The sequence below is a fragment of the Marinobacter salinexigens genome (assembly GCF_008370345.1).
In the GTDB taxonomy this organism is placed as follows: Bacteria; Pseudomonadota; Gammaproteobacteria; order Pseudomonadales; family Oleiphilaceae; genus Marinobacter; species Marinobacter salinexigens.
In genome coordinates, this window is sequence record NZ_VTUU01000001.1 from 737844 (window position 1) to 757373 (window position 19530).

A 19530-nucleotide genomic window follows, 5' to 3' on the forward strand; every position below is an offset into this window, starting at 1 on the left:
GGTATGCGCTCTTGGTTGGGTTGGTCATAATTTGTACATCTGGTGATTTAGGTCCACTCTCCAACATAGACGTCAACATATATCTCCAAAGTATATGCCACTGAGGAGTTGTGCCATGGATTTCAACGACTATCAGAAAGCGCTCCCCAACGAGCTGCGAGGCATGGAGTGCCCCTTTCCTGAAGCAGAGTATGCCCGCCGTCTCGCCAGGGTTCGTGATCTGATGGCGGTGTCAGACCTGGATGCCCTGTTGCTGACGGATCCCTCAGACATCTTTTATCTCTGTGGGTACAGCACCTTTGAAGTGTCGGTTCATACCACATTGGTGGTTACCGAATCGTCGTTGATGCTACAGGTTCCCTCAATCGAAATGGGGCCGGCGGTGATGACTACCCGGGTGGAGCGGGTTTCTGGCTATCGGTGGGAAGGTATCGGCGAGGTACTCACGCCTCTGGTTGATGAACTCAACCATGCCGCCGATACCGTAGGCATTGATGCCTGGCACGGTTCGTTAAGGCAGGGCGTATTGGAAGGCCTGAAATCCCGGTTGCCGGGCGTGCGTTTCATTCACAGCGGCGGGCTGGTGAAGAAAGTCCGTATCGTAAAGTCCGAGCTGGAGCTGAGTTATTTGCGCAGGAGCGCGGAGATCTCCGCTATTGGCTTGCGGGCGGCAACCGAAGCCGTGCAGGCCGGTGTTACGGATAACGACATTGCGGCCGCGGGTTCACGGGCCATGTTGGCCGCTGGCAGCGAATTCATGAGTATGCAGCCCATTGTCACCACCGGGCGGCGCAGCAGTGTGATTCACAGTAGTCACAGGCGTTGCCGGATTGAATCCGGGGATTCAGTCTTCATGGAATTCGGCGCAGCATGGAACCGGTATACCGCGCCGATGATGCAGACTGTGGTGGCGGGCTCGCCGACGCCGGAAATGCACCAGGTATTCAACGGGTGCCGCAGGGTCGTTGACGCTTTGCTGGCATCGATCAAGCCGGGTGGGACCTTTGATGCGGCCGCAGAGACGGCTGAAAAAGCACTGGAACCTCTGGTGGACAAGGTTTTTTTCTCCGGGGTGTTCGGCTATACCGTCGGTGCTCAGTTTCCACCGTCCTGGGTCGAGGGGTCTGGCTTCATTGCCCGAGGGGGAAATACTGAATTCAAACCGGGCATGGTCTTCCATTTACCCATTTGCTTGAGGGTGCCGGGAAAGTGGGGGATCGGATGCAGTGAAACGGTTGTTGTCAGCGACACGGGAGCGGAGCCCATAACCGACAACCCCTGGACGCTGGGCTGAGTCTATTGAAGGCGCAGATCCGTGAGAATTACCGAGCGGGGATAGGGTAACTGGGTGGCAAACAGCCCAAGCCTGCGAATCAGGCTCATGTCCATATTTCGGTTTTCTGGAGCCTGGCGGATGGTCTCCAGGGGTATCGTGAAGCTGTTGTGGCCGGCGGCAAGCTGCAGGCGCTTGTTAAAACGGTCTGAATAGGCGTTATTGTCCTCGTGCGCGACATCGTGGATACGGAGTGTCATAGCCAGTGGCGTGTTATCGGGATTCTCCAGCCCGATCACCAGTGTCTTATAGCCTCGCCAGTTATTCGGCAGGTTGTTCAGCGTCGCTCCGGAGTATTTTTCAGTGCCCAGGGTGATGCGGAGCCCGGAGTTGGGCGCGGGCTCAGTTGAAACCCGGCCTCCCCAGTACAGACCGGGGTTGTCGTGATTGAAGTCATAAAGCCGGGGAAGCTGGCGGTGAACCTCAAATTGTCGGTAAGCAACGACTGCGGTTGACAGTATTTCGAGCGCGACGAGCAATGCGGTTGCCAGAGTGGCCAGTTTGATCTGCCTGGTACGGCGGGCTTGGGGAAACCATGCCAGAACCAGCCAGAGTCCCATCAGGTTCCGCACGACATCGTGCCAGTCTTCCTGTCGATCCAGCCCGGATTGGATCACTTCGATCCCCACTCCGATGATCAGCAGTATCCCTGAGGGGATCAGCCAGAGCCGCCATCCCTGAAGCCATCGCCAGGGTTGAATACCAAGAGTGGCGAGTGCAAACAGGCCAATGTGGCCAAGGTTCCAGGCGGATTTGAACAGGGGGCCAGAGGAATAACCCGGGCCGCCCAGAAACAGCAATGGCGCAATCAAAAAAGCGCCCAGCAGCGCCAGCGAACGAAGTCGCTGAGCTGTCTGGGCGCCTTTGGTCGCCTGAGTGGCGAGCATCAGCTGCGGCTGGTAACTTCCAGCAGGTGGTAGCCGAACTGGGTCTGGATAGGACCGATGACGGTGTTCAGTTCGCTGCTGAAAACAGCCTTGTCGAACTCGGGAACCATTTGGCCCGGGCCGAAAGAACCCAGATCACCGCCGTTGCGGCCAGACGGGCAGGATGAGTGCTGCTTGGCGACTTCGGCGAAATCCTGGCCACCTTCGATGGCTTTTTTCAGTTCTTCGCACTTGGCTTCGCTGTCTACCAGAATGTGGCGTGCTGTTGCTTGAGTCATGGTTATGTTCCCATTGTTGGTTGGCTGTTACTTCTGGGACGAATGCTGCCCGCCCGGGGCGCCTGAGGCAAGTGGTTTTTGCCTGTCATCTTATTTCCAAGTGTTTACCTGTAGTATGGAACACATACTGTCATTGGTCGGGCTTGGGTGCTGTGAGAGCGCGAGCCGGTGGTTCAAAAAAACGCTCAAGCACATCCATGTGTCGCTTGGGCTCCGCCATCCATGGCTCCGCACATTTTTTGAACCACCGGCTCACACTCTCAATCAAGGCCCGAGTTGTCTATTTTGGGGTTGAGGAGAGCTTTTTGGATAACTCTGTGGTTGTTGAATCGACGCGTAAGTGGGTGGAAGACGTTGTCGTCGGGTACAACCTGTGCCCATTTGCAAAACGGGAACTGGTGCGGAACCGGGTGCGGTTTGTCGTGTCAGAAGCGCAGAACGAAGACGAACTGCTCCAGGACCTTCATGGGGAGTTGCACCGACTTGAAGACGAACCGGAAATCGAAACCACGCTCTTGATCCACCCCGGCGTGCTGACAGGGTTTGAGGATTACAACGAATTCCTCGACGCCGCCGATGGCCTGTTGGCGTTTCTCGAGATGGAAGGTATCTACCAGATTGCGAGTTTTCACCCGGACTATCAGTTTGAAGGCACGGAACCGGAGTCAGCAGAGAACTACACTAACCGTTCTCCGTTTCCCATGCTGCACCTATTAAGGGAAGCCAGCCTTGAGGTGGCTATTGACAGCTATCCGAATGTGGACGACATTCCTCAGCGCAATATTGAACTGATGGAAAAACTCGGCGTAGAAAAAATGAGGGCGATCCTGCAAAACTGCACGAAACAGTCTGCATGAATCAGAGCATAAGGGATCGCCCGGGGAGTAATTGGACAAGCGGTTGGTCTTCCCTCTTCCAAAACTGTGCGGAGCCATGGATGGCGTAGCTCAAGCGTCACATGGACGTGCCGAAGGAGCGGGTTTTGGAAGAGGGAAGAGCAACTGCGCTAAGTCCAAAGTCCAGAAGCAATGCGGAGACAATATGCCAGCAACAATTCACAAGGTTCGTCCCTTCAGCTCATCCCAGCGCCTCCCCGAACAGCAAACCCCAGATGTCGCCCACGAGCCCGAGCAGGCAGGTGAGTTGCTGGCAGAATTTATCCACAACAACCCGAAACTGATGATCCTCACCGGCGCTGGTGTCAGTACGGATTCCGGCATTCCGGATTACCGGGATGGCGACGGTGCCTGGAAGCGTAAACAGCCGGTTCAACATCAGGCCTTCATGGAGAGTTTTGAAACGCGTCAGCGGTACTGGGGCCGGAGCCTTATCGGCTGGCCGGTGATGCAGAAGGCGACACCTAACCCTGCGCACCACCTGATCTCGGAGCTGGAGCATCGGGGGCATAGCAACCTTGTGGTAACCCAGAACGTGGACCGGCTGCATCAGAAAGCCGGCACGCGGGCGGTAATGGATCTTCATGGCCGGGCTGACGAAGTGCTTTGCATGAGCTGTGGCTACCGCTGTACCCGAGAAGAAGTTCATGATCGGTGTGCGGATCTGAACCCGGCATTCCGCCACTACCGGGCAGATGCTGCTCCGGATGGTGATGCCGATCTGGAAGTGGATTTCTCCAGCTTCATGACCGCCGATTGCCCGGCGTGTGCGGGCATTCTTAAACCTGACGTGGTGTTTTTCGGAGACTTTGTACCCAAAGACAGGGTTCAGTCCGCGCTGGACACGCTTGAAAACAGCGATGGGCTTCTGGTCATTGGCTCATCGCTGATGGTGTATTCCGGATTCCGGTTTTGCCGGTATGCCAGCGAGTGGGGAAAACCCATGGCCACCCTTAATCTGGGGCGCACACGGGCGGAAGATCTGGTGAGCCTGAAACTCAATGCGCGAATCGGGGAGACCCTGGCAGCCACCCTCGCCAAATTGTAAAGCGGGGAGCCGCATGACTCCCCGCGATCGACTCAAATCATATCGTCAGATCAGGTTGTAGATAAAGACAATCGCAACGGCAACCGGCGTAACGTAGCGCACGGTGCTGAGCCAGAGTTTGAACGCGGGTTCAGACAGCGACAGTTCATTCTCCATGGCCTGTTTCGACATCACCCAACCCGCCATCACAGCCACCAGCAGACCGCCCAGTGGAAGCAGGATGTTGGCGGTGAAGAAGTCCAGCAGATCGAAAATGGTCTTGCCTTCCAGCATCGGGATGAAGCTCAGCGGAGCCACATCAGACCACAGGTTCAGAGACAGGATCGACGCAATACCCAGCGCCCAGCATACCAGTCCGGCACCGAGGGTACTGACAGTACGATTCATGCCTTTCTGCTCTTCCAGCCACTCCACAATCGGCTCCAGCAGCGAGATACCGGAGGTCCAGGCGGCGAAAATCAGCAGGATAAAGAACAGCGCGCCGAACAGGCTACCCATGGGCATCTGGCCAAACGCCAGGGGCAGGGTCTGGAAAATCAGGCCGGGGCCTGCGCCGGGTTCCAGGCCGTTGGCGAACACGATGGGGAAGATGGCCAGCCCTGCAAGCAACGCTACACCGGTATCAATCACCGACACGGTAATGGATGTCCTGGCAATTGAGATGTTTTTCGGAAGGTAAGAACCGTAGGCCATCATTACCGCCATGCCCAGACTCAGGGTGAAGAACGCGTGGCCCAGGGCGATCAGTACACCGGACGTGGTCAGTTTGGAAAAGTCAGGCTGGAACAGGAAGGATACGGCCTGGCCGAAGGAGCCGCTGGTCATGGCGTAGCCGACCATCACCAGCAGGAGAACAAACAGCGCAGGCATAAGGATGCTGACAGCGCGTTCAAGGCCCGCCCGGACACCCCGGGCGACAACCACCATCACCAGCGCCATGAACACGGTATGCCACATCAGCAGGGTGCCGGGATCACTCAGAAGCCCGGAAAAAATGGCGCCCACAGCGTCTGCTGACTGCCCGGTCAGTTGGCCGCTGGCCGCCGTGCCGACGTAGGAAACGGCCCAGCCTCCGATCACGGAATAGAATGACAGGATCAGGAATCCGGCCAGCACGCCGACAGCCCCAACGAGTTTCCAGGCCGGGTTCAGGCCGTCCCGCTCGGCGATCAGACGCAGGCTGTTCACCGGACTGCGACCGCCGCGACGGCCAATCATCACCTCGGCCATCATGATGGGAATGCCGACCACGGCGATGCATGCCAGGTAGACGATGACGAACGCGCCGCCACCATTTTCCCCGGTTATGTAGGGGAACTTCCAGATGTTGCCCAACCCGACGGCAGAGCCCGTTGCGGCGAGTATGAAAGCAAGCCGGGAGGACCAGAGCCCGCGTTTGGCGTTGGCGCCCTCAACTGCACCACTGTATGTGGCTGATCCGGATGAAGTAACAGACATGCGTATCTCCTGCGATATTTGTTCTTGTATCAGGTAAAAAAGGGGAGCCGCGACCCCTCGCGGCTCCCAGGGGGAAGCGCCGGTGTCAGGTTACCCGGCGCAAGCCAACCGCTGAGGCGCCAGCCCGGCACCCGCGGTATGCTTTCGGAAGCGCTCTTCTGCCAGTTTGTTAGCGATTTCTCCGGTCGGAAGGCCGGTTTGGTCAGAGCGATTGAAAATCTCGGTCAGGGTGTCCCCGATGGTGTCGACATGGGCCCGGACCTGTTCGGGAGAGGCGCCTTTGCGCTCGTAGAAAACGTCAATGATGCCGCCGGCGTTGATAGCAAAGTCAGGGGCATAGAGGATGCCGTGCTGTTTCAGCATGGCGTCGTGTTCCGGGCGGTCCAGAAGGTTGTTGGCGGCACCGGCAACAATACCTGCCTGAATATTGGGAATGCTGCTGTCATTAAGGACAGCCCCCATGGCGCAGGGGGCGATGACATCGACCGGCAGCAGCAGAATGTCCTCGGCGGATGCCGGTCTGGCACCCAGTTCGTCCACAGCCCGCTGCATGTTGTCGGCGTGGATATCGTACACCCAGAGGTCGGCACCGGCGTCTTTCAGGTGCTTCGCCAGACGGAAACCAACGTTGCCAATGCCCTGGATGGCCACCTTCAGGCCGCTGAGATCATCGCTACCCAGTCGGTGTTTAACCGCCGCCTTGAGACCAATGAAAGTACCGTAGGCGGTCACAGGAGAAGGATCACCGTTGCTCGGTTTGCCGTCGAAGCCGGTGCGGGAAGCGATGCCCGCCACGTGCCCGGTGTGTCTCCCCATCACTTTCAGGTCGGTCACGCTGGTGCCGGAATCTTCTGCTGCAATGTACTGGCCACCGAGACCTTCAAGGTGTCGGCCCATGGCTTCCAGAAGCGCTTCGGTTTTGTGTTGACGCGGATCGCCGATAATCACGGATTTACCGCCGCCAAGATCGAGATTGGCGAGAGCGGATTTGTAGGTCATGCCCCGGGACAGTCGCAAGACATCCCGCAAGGCGTCTTCGTCGCTGGCATAAGGGAACATCCTGCAGCCACCGAGGGCTGGGCCCCGGGACGTGTTGTGGATGGCGACAATGGCTTTCAGTCCGGTTTCCGGGTCGCAGAAAAAGGACAGGTGTTCGTGGTTATCAAACTCCGGATGGCTGAATACGTTCATGGCGTTTCACCTTGTGTCCGTGACCAGCCGCTACCCTTGTGGGGCCTGCGGCGGTCGGTTGTTGTAGTTGTTAGACCGCGGCATTCGCGATTTGTTGATGTTCCCTTGCATCAGGGTTCAGTTCGGCCCGTAACTGGCGTCGCTCTTTTCTGCTTGCCTCGTAGGCGTGCTCTTTCACCGGTCCGTATCCACGGATCTTCGCCGGCAGGCTGGCAAGGCTTCGGGCCGCCTCGGCATGATCGCTGCTGAGGTGCCTGAGCAGGAAAGCCACGTCGGCTTCGTATTCCCGGATAATGCGTCGTTCTAGACGACGATCTGCACTGTAGCCGAAGGGATCCAGTGGTGTTCCGCGCAGTCCCCGGGCCTTCGCCAGCAGGGTAAAGATCGTTTCCATCCAGGGACCGAACGTACGCTTCTTCGGGCGTTCACTGCTTTTACCCCGGCTCAGCATCGGCGGAGCCAGGTTGAATTCCAGCTCCACCTCACCTTCAAATTCCTCTTCAAGCTGTTTGCGAAGGCTGCCGTTGCTGAACAGCCGGGCCACTTCATACTCGTCCTTGTAGGCGAGGACCTTGGCGTAGTTTTCGGCAACGGCGCGAAACAGTAATGGATCGCGACCGAGCTTTTCGGAGATGGATTTCTCCGCACTCCGAACCAGCTTTTCGTAGCGGCGCGCCAGCCCGGCATTCTGGTATTCGGTCAGGTGAGCCTTGTTGCGTTCGATGAGCTGATCGGTGGTTTCCTGAATTTGCACCGGGTTGCCCTTGGGCTTCGGGAAAGCCAGTGCTTTCACCTTCTCCAGATCGTGGGCGGCACGTCGGCCCCATAGGAATGCCTGCTTGTTTTTCTCAATGGATACATTGTTCAGCTCAATGGCCCGTTCTATTGAGGCGGCACTGAGGGGTAGCAGGCCCTGCTGGTAGGCAAATCCGACGGTAAACAGGTTCACGGCCATGCCATCCCCCATGAGGGCCTTGGCGAGGCCTCCGGCGTCCAGAAACCAGCTGCCATCGGGGCGGCAGGCCTCGCGAACACTCTGTTCCATGGATTCGCCCGGAAACTGAATGTCCGGATCACGGGTGAAGGCGGCTGGCATGGCAGCCTCGCTGTTGACCACGGCCCGGGAGAAACGGTTGTCCATCTTCGCCAGGGCGTCGTCGGTGGCGGCAACCATAAGGTCAAAAGCCATAACCAGATCGGCCTCACCGGCGGGAATGCGCACCGCGTGAATGTCTTCCTGTTTGTCGCTGATGCGGATGTGGCTCACCACGGCCCCGAACTTCTGCGCCAGGCCCGTCTGATCCAGTACGGACACCCCTTTGCCTTCGAGATGCGCGGCCATGCCGAGCAGAGCGCTGACGGTGACTACACCGGTGCCGCCGACGCCGGTCAGCAGAATGCCGTATGGGTTGTGGCCGTCCACCAGCACCGGTTCCGGCAATTCCGGGAAGTCCACATCAGAGCGCACACCGGCTGGCTTTTTCAGCTTGCCGCCCTTCACAGTCACAAAGCTGGGGCAGAATCCCCGTACGCAGGAAAAGTCCTTGTTGCAGGCAGACTGGTCAATGGTGCGCTTGCGACCCGCCTCCGTTTCCTTTGGCAAAAGGGAGAGGCAGTTGGATTGAATACCGCAATCCCCACAGCCTTCGCAGACGTCGGAATGGATAATGACCCGCTGATTTGGATCTTCCATGGTGCCGCGCTTGCGGCGACGACGTTTCTCGGCGGCGCAGGTCTGGTCGTAGATGATGACGGAGCAGCCCTCGATGTCCCGAAGTTCCCGCTGCACCGAATCCAGGTCATCCCGGTGATGGAAGGTGGTGCCGTCAGCGAAGTCTGCCCGTGATGGATACTTTTCAATATCATCGCTGACCACGGCAATACGGCGAACGCCCTCACCGTAAAGTTGATGACTGATCTGCTGCACGGTTAACGTGCCGTCCACCGGCTGGCCGCCAGTCATTGCTACCGCGTCGTTATAGAGAATCTTGTAGGTAATGTTGGCGCCGGAGGCAATTGCCGCACGGATGGCCAGTGCACCCGAGTGGAAATAAGTGCCATCACCCAGATTCTGGAACACGTGTTTCTGGTTGGTGAACGGCGCCTGACCGAGCCAGGTCACTCCCTCACCGCCCATTTGGGTAAAGGTATCGGTGCCCCGATCCATCCAGGTGGCCATATAGTGACAGCCGATGCCCCCAAGTGCGCGACTGCCCTCCGGCACTTGGGTCGAGGTATTGTGGGGGCAGCCGGAACAGAAGTGAGGGGTGCGTTCCAGACGTTCTTTCGGTTTGGCCAGGCTGTTTTCCTTTTCCGTCAGGAAGTCCAGTCGCTGGCGCAGGGTGTCATTGCAATAGCGGTCGTTAAGGCGAGAGGCGATCGCTCTGGCGACCATGGCCGGTGTCAGCTCGGAGATCGACGGCAGCAGTTCATGGCCCTTGTCGTCCCACTTACCGATCACCAGCGGGCGTTGCTGATCCTGCCAGCTGTAGAGCTGGGTCTTGAGCTGGTCTTCGATCAGCCCGCGCTTTTCCTCAACGACGAGAATTTCTTCCAGGCCTGAGGCGAACTCGAAAATGCCCTCGGGCTCCAGCGGCCAGGGCATGGCCACCTTGTACACGGCAAGCCCGATGGCTTCACGCTCCTCGTCGCACAGTCCGAGGTCTGCCAGAGCCTGGATAACGTCGAGATAGGCCTTGCCGGTGGTGATGATGCCGATTCTGGGGTGGCTGGCTGCCAGTACCGTATGGTCCAGCCGGTTGGCCCGGCAAAAGGCCTTGGCGGCTTCCAGCTTGTAACGATGCAGTCGCTCTTCCTGTTCCATCGGCTTGTCTGGCCAGCGGGAGTTCAGGCCGTCTTCCGGCAACTGAAAGCCCCTTGGAATGCGGATGTTGATACGGCTGAGGTCAAGGTTGGCCGAGATGGAGGAATCCATGTTCTCTGCCAGTGCCTTGAAGCCAATCCAACAACCGCTGAAGCGGGACATGGCCCACCCATAGAGTCCCATGTCCAGAATGTCCTGAATACCTGCCGGGTTGAGGACCGGCATGGATGCATCCATGAAACCGTAATCGCTCTGGTGGGGCAGGGTGGAGGACTTACAGGCGTGGTCATCGCCGGCGACGGCCAGAACACCACCAAAGCGGGAGGTGCCGGCGGCATTGGCGTGTTTGAATACATCGCCGGTCCGGTCAACGCCGGGCCCTTTGCCATACCAGAGGCTGTAGACCCCATCGTATTTGGCGCCTTCAAAAATATTGACTTGCTGAGTTCCCCAGACGGCGGTGGCGCCGAGGTCTTCGTTAATACCGGGCAGGAAGTGGATGTTTTGTTTTTTGAGGTAATCCCTGGCTTTCCAGAGAACCTTATCGAACCCGCCAAGCGGAGAACCCCGGTAGCCGGAAATAAAGCCGGCGGTGTTCAGGCCGTTGGCTTTGTCGAGCTGAGCCTGGAGCAACGGGAGTCTGGCCAGCGCCTGGCTGCCGTTCATGTAGACCGCCCCGGATTCTTTTTCCCAGACGTCGTTCAGGCTGGCATTACGTAATTCGTTCATGGGTATCACCGTTTCCAGAATGCATCGAAGCACGGGCGCGGCCTGCGCCAGGCGTGCGGGAATTCAGTTCGGAATCAGACAAACACGGGAATGCTCAGCCGCAAATGCGGAAGGCCCGGTGCTGGTAAGGCTGAATCGATACGGAGTGTGGCCGGTGCGGCCGATGGAAACGGAGGTGGAGGCAGGCTCCGGCATTCGGAACACCTGCGAAAACAGACAGTTTGCCCACGGGGCTGACTGTAGGGCTGATTGTGGGGCTGATTAACTGTGACATGCTGAAATCCTCTCCCACCCCCGCCGGATCTCGGCGTCAGTGGTTGTTTTGTTGTTGTCGTCCGGCTTGTGGCCGGCGTTCTGATTTCAAGAGTCCTTATCCCGGGGTTAGCGTCCTCTGGACTCCGTCGGGTTTGCCCTTGTGGGGCTGGACAAATGCAAAGCTATCCCTAATTTACGTGAACGTCAACTGGAGGGAGTGTTATTTTCCTCATGTTTTGCCGGTGGGGTGTGCCAGTTTTCTTCTTAGAGTGTTGTGGTTTCTACTTATTCGCAAGCGAAAGAACCGGCTTTAACTTGTTTCGATGTCTGACTCCATCTATTCCTATCAGCTTCAGCCGCAAAAAGTCCGGGCTGAGTTCTTTCGTTTGCTCCCGATCTCGCTGTTCGTGGTGGCGTTTGGTGCTGCGTTCGGCCTGGCGGCAGCCCAGACCGGCCTGACACCATTGGAAACCATCCTCATGAGCGGTGCGGTCTTTGCGGGGGCGTCGCAGTTTGCGGCCATCGATATGTGGGGCACTGAGGTGTCCGTTATTCCTCTGCTTGCGGTGGTCTTCGCGATTAACTCCCGGCACCTCCTGATGGGGGCGTCGCTCTATCCGATGTTGAAACATGTCTCTCCCGGGAAACGATATGGCCTGCTTCTGGTGCTAACGGACGCGAACTGGGCGGTATCTGCCCAGGAATACCAGAATGGTCGTCATAACCTGGAAGTGATTCTGGGCGGCGGCGTGGTGCTCTGGCTGGCCTGGGTGATCGGTACCCTGCTGGGCGTCTACTTCGGCGGTTTGTTACAGGACCCGAAAAGCCTCGGGCTGGATATGGTGCTGGGTTGCTTCCTGCTGGCAATGGCTCTGGGTGGAAAGCAATCACCCCGGGTTCTGGTGGCCTGGGTTGTTACCGCTCTGGCATCCCTGGCAGCGTGGAAATGGTTGCCGCCGAACATGCACGTGGTGGTGGGCGCTCTGGCGGGCGGTGTGATCGGCTACTTCTGGCTGGATAAAAAACCGGCCGATGAGGCTGTTCAGGAGGAACTGGCGTGAGTATTGAAACGACCTCTGCTGGCATTCTTGCGGTGATCGGTCTGATGACTCTGGTGACTCTGATCACCCGTTTTGGCGGTGTGTTTGCCATGTCCTTCGTACGGATCAGCCCGCGCGTCGAAAGCTTTATCAACACCATGGCCAGCTCGGTATTGATTGCTATCATCGTACCCATGGCGTTCTCCGGCGATGCCGGAGCAGTCGCAGCGTTATCCGCGACCGCGGTTGTTATGCTGGCCACCAAAAAGGCGCTTCCCTCCATTGCTGCAGGCATTGTGGCGGCGGGGGTGGTTCGCTATTTCCTATAGCTCGCTGTGGTTTCGCCATGACCGTCCGGTTCGGACTGGTCTGATTGAAAACTGCTCAAGTTTCCGGCACGGGAGCCGATATACGGGTAACGTGTATTGAGGTTCCCGCACCATGATTTCGTCCAGTCAGATTTCCTTTTTCCAGGAAAACACCCGTCAGGTATCGGCGTTTGACAGCAGCCAGTTGCGCATTCGCCAGCAGGCGCCCCAGAACAACGGCAATAGCGAAAATTCCCGGGGCTCTGAGCTGACCCTGCTTCGTGAAGCTGCGTACCGATACAGTAGCCAGGAACAGCTGGCGTTCAGCAGCTCCGCCGAGGTGACCGGAGACAACCGTTCAGCGGTGTTCACCACCGACCAGCTGGTTGAGAAAAGCTCGGAACTGTTTCTGATGGGGCAGCAGGCCATTACCATCAGCCGCGCAGCGCTGGGCAGCGACGCTGGAGTACAAGGGCAGGGTAGTCTGTCGGTCTCGGCCGGCAAGTACATGTTCTACTCGGAAAGTGAATCCCGCTCCTTTGCCTCTACCGGCACCATCGAACTGGACAATGGTGACTCCATCGACTTCACCTTGTCCCTACGGCAATCGCAATCCCGCAGCTACGAATACTCTGAACTGATCAAAATCCAGGAGCGGCCGATGACCGATCCTCTGGTCATCAACTTTGGCGCCACCACGGCTCAGTTGACCGATACCCTGTTCGAATTTGATATGACCGGCAATGGTGACACCGCACACTTTGCCACACTAGGCAGTGGCAGCGGATACCTGGTTCTGGATCGCAATGACAATGGAAAAGTCGACGATGGCACTGAACTGTTCGGCCCGCAAAGCGGTTCCGGTTTCGGCGAACTGGCGGCCTATGACGACGACGGCAACCGCTGGATTGATGCCAATGACGAGATCTTCCAGTCGCTGGCTGTCTGGGTACAGACTGCCGACGGCAACGACGAACTACGTTCGCTGGACGAAGTCGGCGTGCAGGCGCTGTATGTGGATAACGCTGACGATCGTTTCACCCTCGCCAATGGGCAGGGTGTGCCCCTGGGACAAATCAAGGCGTCTGGTATCTATCTGACCACCGATGGCGACGTGAGAACGCTGGAAGAAATCGACCTGGCTGAACAGAACACCGAGCAGGCCCCGGCTGCGGAAGAGGTGTTGTCTTCGTCCTCCCCGGAGACGCGGCGTGCGAGAGGCAACAGTGGCCTGGCCGAAGCCCGTGTCGAAGCCATTCGTGCTGCTCTGAAAAAGCTCAACGAAATCCGCGAAAAGCAAAAAGCGTTTATCGAAAAATCCAAGGATATGGCCAAGGAAAAGTCTCCGCTGGATGATTACTTTAAAATCATCGACAAACTGCGACTGGAACTCCTGAACAGTCAGGACGAAAAGAAACAGGCTGCCAGCAGGTATCTGGAATTCGCGAAAGCCTGAAGGCACCTCTGATGCAGGGCGGGGCGTTCATCCCCGCCCCGCCCGTCTGGTCAGTTGCGAAGGCCGGGGCCAAAAGCAGGTCAAGTAATCAATACTCGGGCATAGGGTTCGGATTCCGGAACCCCAGATCGCCGATTCCAGGTAACTTGATACCCAGAGCCATAGGGTTCACTCCAATCGATAAGCCAAGAACATTCAGTTCCAGGCCTTCCTTCACGCCTGCCATCAGTCCGAAATAGCCACCCAGGGAAAACTGATAGCCGGTTCCCCCGGGTACTTCCGCGACGACGCTGCTGCCCAGATAGTCCTTGCCGATGGCGTGTCCAGGCAGGGCGACATCCAGCCCCGGAACCTCTTTGATAACCCAGGCGGTGAAGGTGTTGCTATTGGGGCCGGGCCAGGCCTCATAGGTGGTGGCGTAGGGGTAGCTCTTGACCGCTTCGTAGATTTCAGGAATCAACGCCTCGGCTTCCGCCCCTCGAATATCCGCATAAAGCTCCGGTCGCGCACCGTACCAGTGGCGGTCGGGTTCGCCGGGACGGGAGTTGACCACGTAGTGTCGCCAGCCGGTTACCTCATGGACCCGGTACTCATCGGCGCCTTTTTCTTTGGTGGCAAGCCAGGTGTGTACCGCGAAGTAGCCACGCCACCCCCAGGTTCGTGCGCCGTAGACCTGCACAATGGCGCCCTCGTACTGCTCAGGCTTGGGCGCAATGTCTGCACTTTCCCGGCTGGCGGTGCGCCAGCTTTCCGCGCCCTGAAGTTGTCCGCTTACCGCAAGAAGCAGTGGGCCGGCCAGCAGTACGATAAACCCTAGCAGGGGCCAGCGGGCGTATCTGAATGCCTTTTTCATCGGTAGTTTGCCCGTTGTCTGGTTGTCTTCTAGGCTCAGAATATCAGGCATCTCTCCAGAAGGAGTATTACCATGTCAGATCATCATGTTTACAAGAAGGTGGAAATCATCGGTTCCTCAAAGAAAAGCATTGAGGATGCGATTGAAAATGCCCTGGTGGAGTGTGGTAAGAGCATCAGCAACATGGAATGGTTTGAGGTGCAGGAAACCCGGGGGCATATCGTGGATGGCAAGGTTGGCCACTATCAGGTGGTCATGAAGGTCGGGTTCCGGATCATGAATAGCTGACGCTCAGCATACGCTGGCGGATAGCTTCAACAAGCCGGTTCATCAATTCTCTCGCCTCGCCGTCATAGAGGGCGTGGCATTTGTCCTGCAGAACCCGGCGGTCATGTTCAGAGGGACCGCCGGTCGCCTCCTTCAGCATATCCAGGTATTGGCAGGCCGCAAGGTGTGCCTTGATTTCAGTATCAATCAACCGGGTAATCAACCCCTCGACCTCCTGATCGCAAAAGGGCCGGTTGTGGTTCAGCAGTTGGCGTGCCTCAAGTGCGGCATTGCGGGCTTCCAGTCTCAGGTCCCCGGCGGACTCCCGGTTTTCAATGGCTCGCAGGAAGAGCCCAAGGCTGTCATGGAGTTGCCAGACCTGCGGCCAGATTTGCTCGTAGGCCGCTTTCTCGGTGAGGTAGCGACAATCGGAGTCAGTTGTAGTGGGCGGCTGGGATGAGGACTGTGGTGCATTGAACTGGTGGACTCTCAGATCATCCACCTCACGGCCCAGGGCGTTGGCTTTCTGCCTTAGCGCTTCGGTTTCCTGAGCGTTGCGGCGCTTGCCAGCGGAGGTTGCCAAAAACCCCAGCAAAGCGACAATTAATGCCAGTGCTGACAGTAACATGGCCAACTGGCTTTCGCCGAACAGGGTTTGAATTGACGCCATGTCCATGGTTTCGGCCTCCTTTAGATGCCTCGCATTGCCCTCTCAGTATAGAGGTTTATCACTGCTGGGTTGACGGAATGGTTACGGCTGTCTGAATGGTAATAATGTCAGCGCTTCGTCAAAGTAGGCCTGCACCTGTTCCGCCTCCTCCCGGGTAAATTCTGCGATGGCATCCCGGAATCCGGGATGAGCGATGCCGTGCCAGGAGTGGGTGAACGTGGGCTCAAAGCCCCGTACCAGTTTGTGTTCGCCCTGCGCTCCGGCGTCAAAATGCTTCAGCCCAAGGTCGATGGCCAGTTCGATGCCCTGGTAGTAGCAAGTTTCAAAGTGCAGGTGGTTATATTCTTCCAGGCACCCCCAGTAACGACCGTAGAGGGTGCCTTCGCCGCTCAGGAACAAGGCGCCAGCGATCATCTGGCCATTCATATCTGCAATGATCAGGTGCAGATGCTCTGGTAACTGGTCTCGTAACCGTGAGAAAAAGGTCTGGTTGAGGTAGGGGCGGCGACCACGCTTGAGGTAGGTGGCCTGGTAGAAAACGAAAAACGCTGCCAGCACGTGATCGTTGATCTCAGCCCCATGATAACGGTGAAATCGGATGCCCTGATCTGCCACCTGACGGCGCTCTTTGCGGATGGATTTGCGTTTGCGAGACGTCAGTTGGGCCAGGAACGCGTCAAAATCGACGTAGTCTCGGTTATGCCAGTGAAACTGACAGCCAATACGGTGGAGTTGTTCTTTTTGCTGAAGCAGTTGCTGATCCCGGCTATCGGGAAAAAGCAGGTGCCACGAATGGGCGCCTAACCGATCAATCAGGGTGTCCAGCAGATCATGGAGGTGGCCTGCCGTCAGGTGATTGCGGAGGGTGTCCTCCAGCAGGAGCCGTGGTCCCTGGGAAGGCGTGAACGGAATGGCCATCAGCAGTTTGGGGTAGTAATCCAGGCCATAGCGCTGATAGGCGTCTGCCCAGGCCCAGTCAAAGACGTATTCGCCCATGGAATGGGTTTTCAGAAAGGCTGGCGCGATTCCAACCAGTTCTCCACCGACCCGGAACAGAAGATGGCCAGGTTGCCAGCCAGTGTCGGCTGTGGTGCAACCTGACGATTCCAGTGCCTGGAAAAACTCATAGCGGAGGAACGGGTTGCCTGTTCCGGCGAGCCGCTCCCAGTCAGATCGGGGAATATCCTCAATAGAATCCGCGGTTTCCACGCGGATGGAGAAAGATCCGGGGGCTGGCATGTATCAGGGGCTCCTTTTGAGTCTCCTGATACCATACGCCAGATCCCGGTCAGTGATCACTTTTCTTCAGACTTGTCCTGACGCTTGTCGGCATCATCACAGCGCTCTTGCATCTTTTCTTGGAACTTTTCCATGCGCTCCTGATGCTTTTCAATCTTTTCCTGGTGCATTTCGTCCCAGATCTGACGCTGCTCATCGGTCAGTTTCAGCCGGTCTGCCATTTCAGCGCGGCGTTCCTGCATCTCAGCCATTCGATCTTCACGATTGAAAGGGCCGTCGCCATCGCGGAACTGTTCGCACATCTGCTCAATGTTGTGTTTTCCGCGATGGTGGTCGCCTTTGTGATCGCGGTCGTGTGCAAATGCGAAGGGGCTGGCAGCAGCCAGGGCGGTGACCAGAATGCCAGCGGTCATCAGGGAGTGTTTACGTGTGATCATAGTCAATACCTTTTCGTGGGTGACCCTGTGTGGTCGGTTAACGAGACAGGGCCATGGTACCCCCGGCATTCGTCAACGAGCGTCAGCGCTTTGTAAAGGTTCTGCAAAGGAAAATTCCGTGCAAGGGCGGGTTCGCATGCGCGTGTTAGACTGCAGTCATCGGGCTTGGAGGTAGATAATGCAGAATCGGGTATTGCTTGTTGAAGACGACGAAGAACTGCGTCAGTTGCTGGCTCGTTATCTGGGCAATCAGGGCTTTACGGTGCGCGAAGCTGCCAATGGCCGGGATGGCCTGAGTCTGGCGCTGGGGCAGGACTGTGACATCGTTATTCTCGATATCATGTTGCCCGATATCAGTGGCCTTGAAGTACTACGAGAACTCCGGGCCCAGACCCATCTGCCGGTGGTGCTGCTGACCGCCCGAGGGGACGAAACCGACCGAATTGTGGGGTTTGAGGTGGGTGCCGACGATTACATTCCCAAACCCTGCAACCCCCGTGAGCTTGTGGCACGCCTGCAGGCACTGCTGAGACGGATCGCCTGGGACCAGAAAAACGAGGTTAATGGTGCCCGGGTGTATGGTGATCTTCGTGTCGAGCCAGAGCACCGAAGGGTCTTGCAGAATGATCTGCCCGTTGACCTCACCGCCACCGAATACGAAGTATTACAGGTGCTGCTTGCCCATGCTGGCAGTGTCGTGAGGAAAACGGACCTGATGCAGTGGGCTCTCGGGCGGAGGCTGGAGGCCTACGACCGGACCCTGGATATGCACATCAGTAATCTGCGTAAAAAACTTGGTAATGAGGATCCTCCGAGGATCGAGACGGTTCGTGGACTGGGCTACAGCTACCGGGTGTCTGCGTGAAGAAGCGATTCATGTTCCCGCTGTTCTGGCGGATTTTCCTGCTGATCTGGCTTGCCATGGCGATTACGGTGGTGGTTGGCAATCTTGCGACCCATGCGCTGCTGGATCGTGAACGGGAAACGATCGAACGCCAGATTGGGCTTCGGAATGTCGGCATGGAAGCCATGAGAGTGCTTCAGGCCGATGGTCGGAAAGCAGCTTTTCGGTTCATGCGGGAGCAGGGTGAGCAGCTGAATCTGCACATCATTCTGGTGGAGAACCGGGAGAATGACCGGCGGTTGCCGGATGCTATTCGTGACAGAATCAAGTCGGGCTGGTATCGCCACAAACCAGCAGTGATCAACCTGGACTCCGGGTATCAGGTGGTGGCCTGGCCCCGTACACACGGTGAGGGCTGGTTGGCGCCCGATGTCTTCAGGGCGATTGAGCTGGTGCTGGCCTTCGTAATGATCACCCTGGCCTGCTGGTTGATTGCCCGGGTTGTTTCCCGCCCACTCAAGCATATGGAAAGGACTGCCAGGATAATTGCCGGAGGCAAAACGGAACTTCGGGTAAACGATCGCATTGCCAATCGCCGGGATGAAGTGGGGCAGCTCGCCATGGCGTTCAATGCCATGACCGACCAGTTGTGTAGCCTGCTTGAACGCCAGAAGCACCTGTTGCGGGATATTTCCCATGATTTGCGCACACCGTTGGCGCGCCAGCGTGTGGCTATTGAGCTGGCCAGTGAGGCCGGGTCTGACACGGAGCTGATGGCGAGTATCCTGCGCCAGAATGAACGGCTTGAAACCATGACATCACAGATTCTTACCCTGTACCGTGTGGCTGATCAGGGTGGGGATATCGAGCGGGAACCGGTTAAGCCCGTCCCTTTGATTAATCAGGTGCTGAGCGATGCGGCAGACTACGCGGAACATCAGGGAGTGGATTGTCACCTGACGGCAAGCAACAGTGTTGCCGGTGTGACCGTGCTTGGGGATTCCGGGTTGTTACAACGGGCTCTGGATAATATTGTCCAGAATGCGCTGGATCACACACCGCCGGGACATTCGGTTCACGTGGGCGTCGAGCGGGATCAGGGAGGCGTCCGGATTGAGGTTCGCGATGAAGGGGCTGGCGCCAACGAAGAGGTTCTCTCCCAACTGTTTGAACCATTCTTTCAGGCTGACAAATCCCGTGGTGGTGCGGGCTGGGGGCTGGGGCTGGCCATTGCCCGGGACATCATCAGTGCCCATGATGGCCGCATCAGTGCTGCTAATGATGATCGTGGTGGACTACGGGTGACCGTCTGGCTACCGCTTTTTACCGCGGACTGACCCTTCCGGGGCCTGAAGATTTTCTTCGTCTGGTTTAAGATCAGAGGCTCCGGAAAAATCGATTCCTTCCTGAAGCTCGTCTTCGTCAAAACGGATACCGCAGGCAGCTTTCCTGATTTTAGCCGGTTGGGCAGTCCCGGGGCTGCTGTGTTCATCGTTTTCTGACATAAGGCATTCCTG

General features: G+C 57.5%; 19 protein-coding genes. 9 read left to right on the top strand and 10 right to left on the bottom strand.

Annotated features, from left to right (window positions below; translation table 11 throughout):
• The first annotated feature begins 115 nt into the window (after positions 1-115).
• Complete coding sequence (locus FWJ25_RS03465) at positions 116-1294, top strand: M24 family metallopeptidase (protein WP_149598831.1); 1179 nt, start codon at positions 116-118, stop codon at positions 1292-1294.
• A 2-nt stretch (positions 1295-1296) separates the two neighbouring features.
• On the opposite strand, the gene FWJ25_RS03470 is transcribed toward FWJ25_RS03465, so the two are convergent.
• Positions 1297-2220 (bottom strand): succinyl-CoA synthetase subunit beta, encoded by a 924-nt coding sequence (locus tag FWJ25_RS03470; RefSeq protein ID WP_149598832.1) that lies wholly within the window; start codon positions 2218-2220, stop codon positions 1297-1299.
• A complete protein-coding gene (locus FWJ25_RS03475; protein WP_149598833.1) occupies positions 2220-2498 on the bottom strand; it encodes a peptidylprolyl isomerase in 279 nt (92 codons plus the stop codon). The genes FWJ25_RS03470 and FWJ25_RS03475 overlap by 1 nt, the downstream gene beginning before the upstream one ends.
• Positions 2499-2803: 305 nt before the next feature.
• Here FWJ25_RS03475 and FWJ25_RS03480 point away from each other — a divergent pair, with 305 nt between their 5' ends.
• Together FWJ25_RS03480 and FWJ25_RS03485 are read left to right on the top strand one after the other, a co-directional pair.
• Complete coding sequence (locus FWJ25_RS03480; RefSeq protein WP_149598834.1) at positions 2804-3355, top strand: DUF1415 domain-containing protein; 552 nt, start codon at positions 2804-2806, stop codon at positions 3353-3355.
• Between the two features lie 184 nt (positions 3356-3539).
• Positions 3540-4442, top strand: coding sequence for an NAD-dependent protein deacetylase (locus FWJ25_RS03485; RefSeq protein WP_149598835.1), 903 nt, complete (start codon positions 3540-3542; stop codon positions 4440-4442).
• A gap of 45 nt (positions 4443-4487) precedes the next feature.
• On the opposite strand, the gene FWJ25_RS03490 is transcribed toward FWJ25_RS03485, so the two are convergent.
• The 3 genes from FWJ25_RS03490 to FWJ25_RS03500 form a co-directional block, all read right to left on the bottom strand.
• Complete coding sequence (locus tag FWJ25_RS03490) at positions 4488-5900, bottom strand: sodium-dependent transporter (protein WP_149598836.1); 1413 nt, start codon at positions 5898-5900, stop codon at positions 4488-4490.
• 90 nt (positions 5901-5990) lie between these two features.
• Positions 5991-7091 (bottom strand): Glu/Leu/Phe/Val family dehydrogenase, encoded by a 1101-nt coding sequence (locus tag FWJ25_RS03495; RefSeq protein WP_149598837.1) that lies wholly within the window; start codon positions 7089-7091, stop codon positions 5991-5993.
• 70 nt (positions 7092-7161) lie between these two features.
• Entirely contained in the window at positions 7162-10644 is a 3483-nt protein-coding gene (locus tag FWJ25_RS03500) for an indolepyruvate ferredoxin oxidoreductase family protein (protein ID WP_149598838.1), read from the bottom strand.
• Positions 10645-11222: 578 nt separating this feature from the next.
• On the opposite strand from FWJ25_RS03500, the gene FWJ25_RS03505 reads away from it, so the two are divergent.
• The 3 genes from FWJ25_RS03505 (at position 11223) to FWJ25_RS03515 (ending at position 13703) form a co-directional block, all read left to right on the top strand.
• A complete protein-coding gene (locus tag FWJ25_RS03505) occupies positions 11223-11960 on the top strand; it encodes an AzlC family ABC transporter permease (RefSeq protein WP_149598839.1) in 738 nt (245 codons plus the stop codon).
• A complete protein-coding gene (locus tag FWJ25_RS03510; protein ID WP_149598840.1) occupies positions 11957-12268 on the top strand; it encodes an AzlD family protein in 312 nt (103 codons plus the stop codon). Before FWJ25_RS03505 ends, FWJ25_RS03510 begins: the two co-directional genes overlap by 4 nt.
• A 112-nt stretch (positions 12269-12380) precedes the next feature.
• Complete coding sequence (locus FWJ25_RS03515) at positions 12381-13703, top strand: SPM autocatalytic domain-containing protein (protein WP_149598841.1); 1323 nt, start codon at positions 12381-12383, stop codon at positions 13701-13703.
• An 88-nt stretch (positions 13704-13791) separates the two neighbouring features.
• Here the strand turns inward: FWJ25_RS03515 and FWJ25_RS03520 are convergent, their stop codons facing one another.
• Positions 13792-14556 (bottom strand): DUF3750 domain-containing protein, encoded by a 765-nt coding sequence (locus FWJ25_RS03520; protein WP_149599060.1) that lies wholly within the window; start codon positions 14554-14556, stop codon positions 13792-13794.
• 72 nt (positions 14557-14628) lie between these two features.
• Here FWJ25_RS03520 and FWJ25_RS03525 point away from each other — a divergent pair, with 72 nt between their 5' ends.
• Positions 14629-14844, top strand: coding sequence for a dodecin (locus FWJ25_RS03525; protein WP_149598842.1), 216 nt, complete (start codon positions 14629-14631; stop codon positions 14842-14844).
• On the opposite strand, the gene FWJ25_RS03530 is transcribed toward FWJ25_RS03525, so the two are convergent.
• The 3 genes from FWJ25_RS03530 to FWJ25_RS03540 all read right to left on the bottom strand — a co-directional run bounded on the left by FWJ25_RS03530 (position 14831) and on the right by FWJ25_RS03540 (position 17169).
• The gene (locus tag FWJ25_RS03530; protein ID WP_149598843.1) at positions 14831-15499 is read right to left on the bottom strand and encodes a hypothetical protein; all 669 of its coding nucleotides are present in this window, start codon (positions 15497-15499) and stop codon (positions 14831-14833) included. The two genes, FWJ25_RS03525 and FWJ25_RS03530, sit on opposite strands and share 14 nt — an antisense overlap.
• A gap of 75 nt (positions 15500-15574) precedes the next feature.
• Positions 15575-16732, bottom strand: coding sequence for a GNAT family N-acetyltransferase (locus tag FWJ25_RS03535; RefSeq protein ID WP_149598844.1), 1158 nt, complete (start codon positions 16730-16732; stop codon positions 15575-15577).
• 56 nt (positions 16733-16788) lie between these two features.
• Positions 16789-17169: a hypothetical protein gene (locus FWJ25_RS03540; protein WP_246166638.1), complete on the bottom strand. Its 381-nt coding sequence runs from the start codon at positions 17167-17169 to the stop codon at positions 16789-16791.
• A gap of 178 nt (positions 17170-17347) precedes the next feature.
• Between FWJ25_RS03540 and FWJ25_RS03545 the strand changes: the two genes are divergently transcribed.
• Both FWJ25_RS03545 and FWJ25_RS03550 read left to right on the top strand, forming a co-directional pair.
• Positions 17348-18034, top strand: coding sequence for a response regulator transcription factor (locus tag FWJ25_RS03545; RefSeq protein WP_149598845.1), 687 nt, complete (start codon positions 17348-17350; stop codon positions 18032-18034).
• Positions 18031-19350 (top strand): sensor histidine kinase, encoded by a 1320-nt coding sequence (locus FWJ25_RS03550; RefSeq protein ID WP_149598846.1) that lies wholly within the window; start codon positions 18031-18033, stop codon positions 19348-19350. Before FWJ25_RS03545 ends, FWJ25_RS03550 begins: the two co-directional genes overlap by 4 nt.
• Here FWJ25_RS03550 and FWJ25_RS03555 read toward each other — a convergent pair.
• Entirely contained in the window at positions 19327-19518 is a 192-nt protein-coding gene (locus FWJ25_RS03555) for a hypothetical protein (protein WP_149598847.1), read from the bottom strand. The two genes, FWJ25_RS03550 and FWJ25_RS03555, sit on opposite strands and share 24 nt — an antisense overlap.
• Positions 19519-19530 lie beyond the last annotated feature (12 nt).

What these genes read in the sequence shown, in the direction of transcription:
- FWJ25_RS03465 (WP_149598831.1), top strand. Translation starts at nt 116, where the DNA reads ATGGATTTCAACGACTATCAGAAAGCGCTCCCCAACGAGCTGCGAGGC.
- FWJ25_RS03470 (WP_149598832.1), bottom strand. Translation starts at nt 2,220, where the DNA reads ATGCTCGCCACTCAGGCGACCAAAGGCGCCCAGACAGCTCAGCGACTT.
- FWJ25_RS03475 (WP_149598833.1), bottom strand. Translation starts at nt 2,498, where the DNA reads ATGACTCAAGCAACAGCACGCCACATTCTGGTAGACAGCGAAGCCAAG.
- FWJ25_RS03485 (WP_149598835.1), top strand. Translation starts at nt 3,540, where the DNA reads ATGCCAGCAACAATTCACAAGGTTCGTCCCTTCAGCTCATCCCAGCGC.
- FWJ25_RS03490 (WP_149598836.1), bottom strand. Translation starts at nt 5,900, where the DNA reads ATGTCTGTTACTTCATCCGGATCAGCCACATACAGTGGTGCAGTTGAG.
- FWJ25_RS03495 (WP_149598837.1), bottom strand. Translation starts at nt 7,091, where the DNA reads ATGAACGTATTCAGCCATCCGGAGTTTGATAACCACGAACACCTGTCC.
- FWJ25_RS03500 (WP_149598838.1), bottom strand. Translation starts at nt 10,644, where the DNA reads ATGAACGAATTACGTAATGCCAGCCTGAACGACGTCTGGGAAAAAGAA.
- FWJ25_RS03505 (WP_149598839.1), top strand. Translation starts at nt 11,223, where the DNA reads ATGTCTGACTCCATCTATTCCTATCAGCTTCAGCCGCAAAAAGTCCGG.
- FWJ25_RS03515 (WP_149598841.1), top strand. Translation starts at nt 12,381, where the DNA reads ATGATTTCGTCCAGTCAGATTTCCTTTTTCCAGGAAAACACCCGTCAG.
- FWJ25_RS03520 (WP_149599060.1), bottom strand. Translation starts at nt 14,556, where the DNA reads ATGAAAAAGGCATTCAGATACGCCCGCTGGCCCCTGCTAGGGTTTATC.
- FWJ25_RS03525 (WP_149598842.1), top strand. Translation starts at nt 14,629, where the DNA reads ATGTCAGATCATCATGTTTACAAGAAGGTGGAAATCATCGGTTCCTCA.
- FWJ25_RS03530 (WP_149598843.1), bottom strand. Translation starts at nt 15,499, where the DNA reads ATGGACATGGCGTCAATTCAAACCCTGTTCGGCGAAAGCCAGTTGGCC.
- FWJ25_RS03535 (WP_149598844.1), bottom strand. Translation starts at nt 16,732, where the DNA reads ATGCCAGCCCCCGGATCTTTCTCCATCCGCGTGGAAACCGCGGATTCT.
- FWJ25_RS03540 (WP_246166638.1), bottom strand. Translation starts at nt 17,169, where the DNA reads ATGATCACACGTAAACACTCCCTGATGACCGCTGGCATTCTGGTCACC.
- FWJ25_RS03545 (WP_149598845.1), top strand. Translation starts at nt 17,348, where the DNA reads ATGCAGAATCGGGTATTGCTTGTTGAAGACGACGAAGAACTGCGTCAG.
- FWJ25_RS03555 (WP_149598847.1), bottom strand. Translation starts at nt 19,518, where the DNA reads ATGTCAGAAAACGATGAACACAGCAGCCCCGGGACTGCCCAACCGGCT.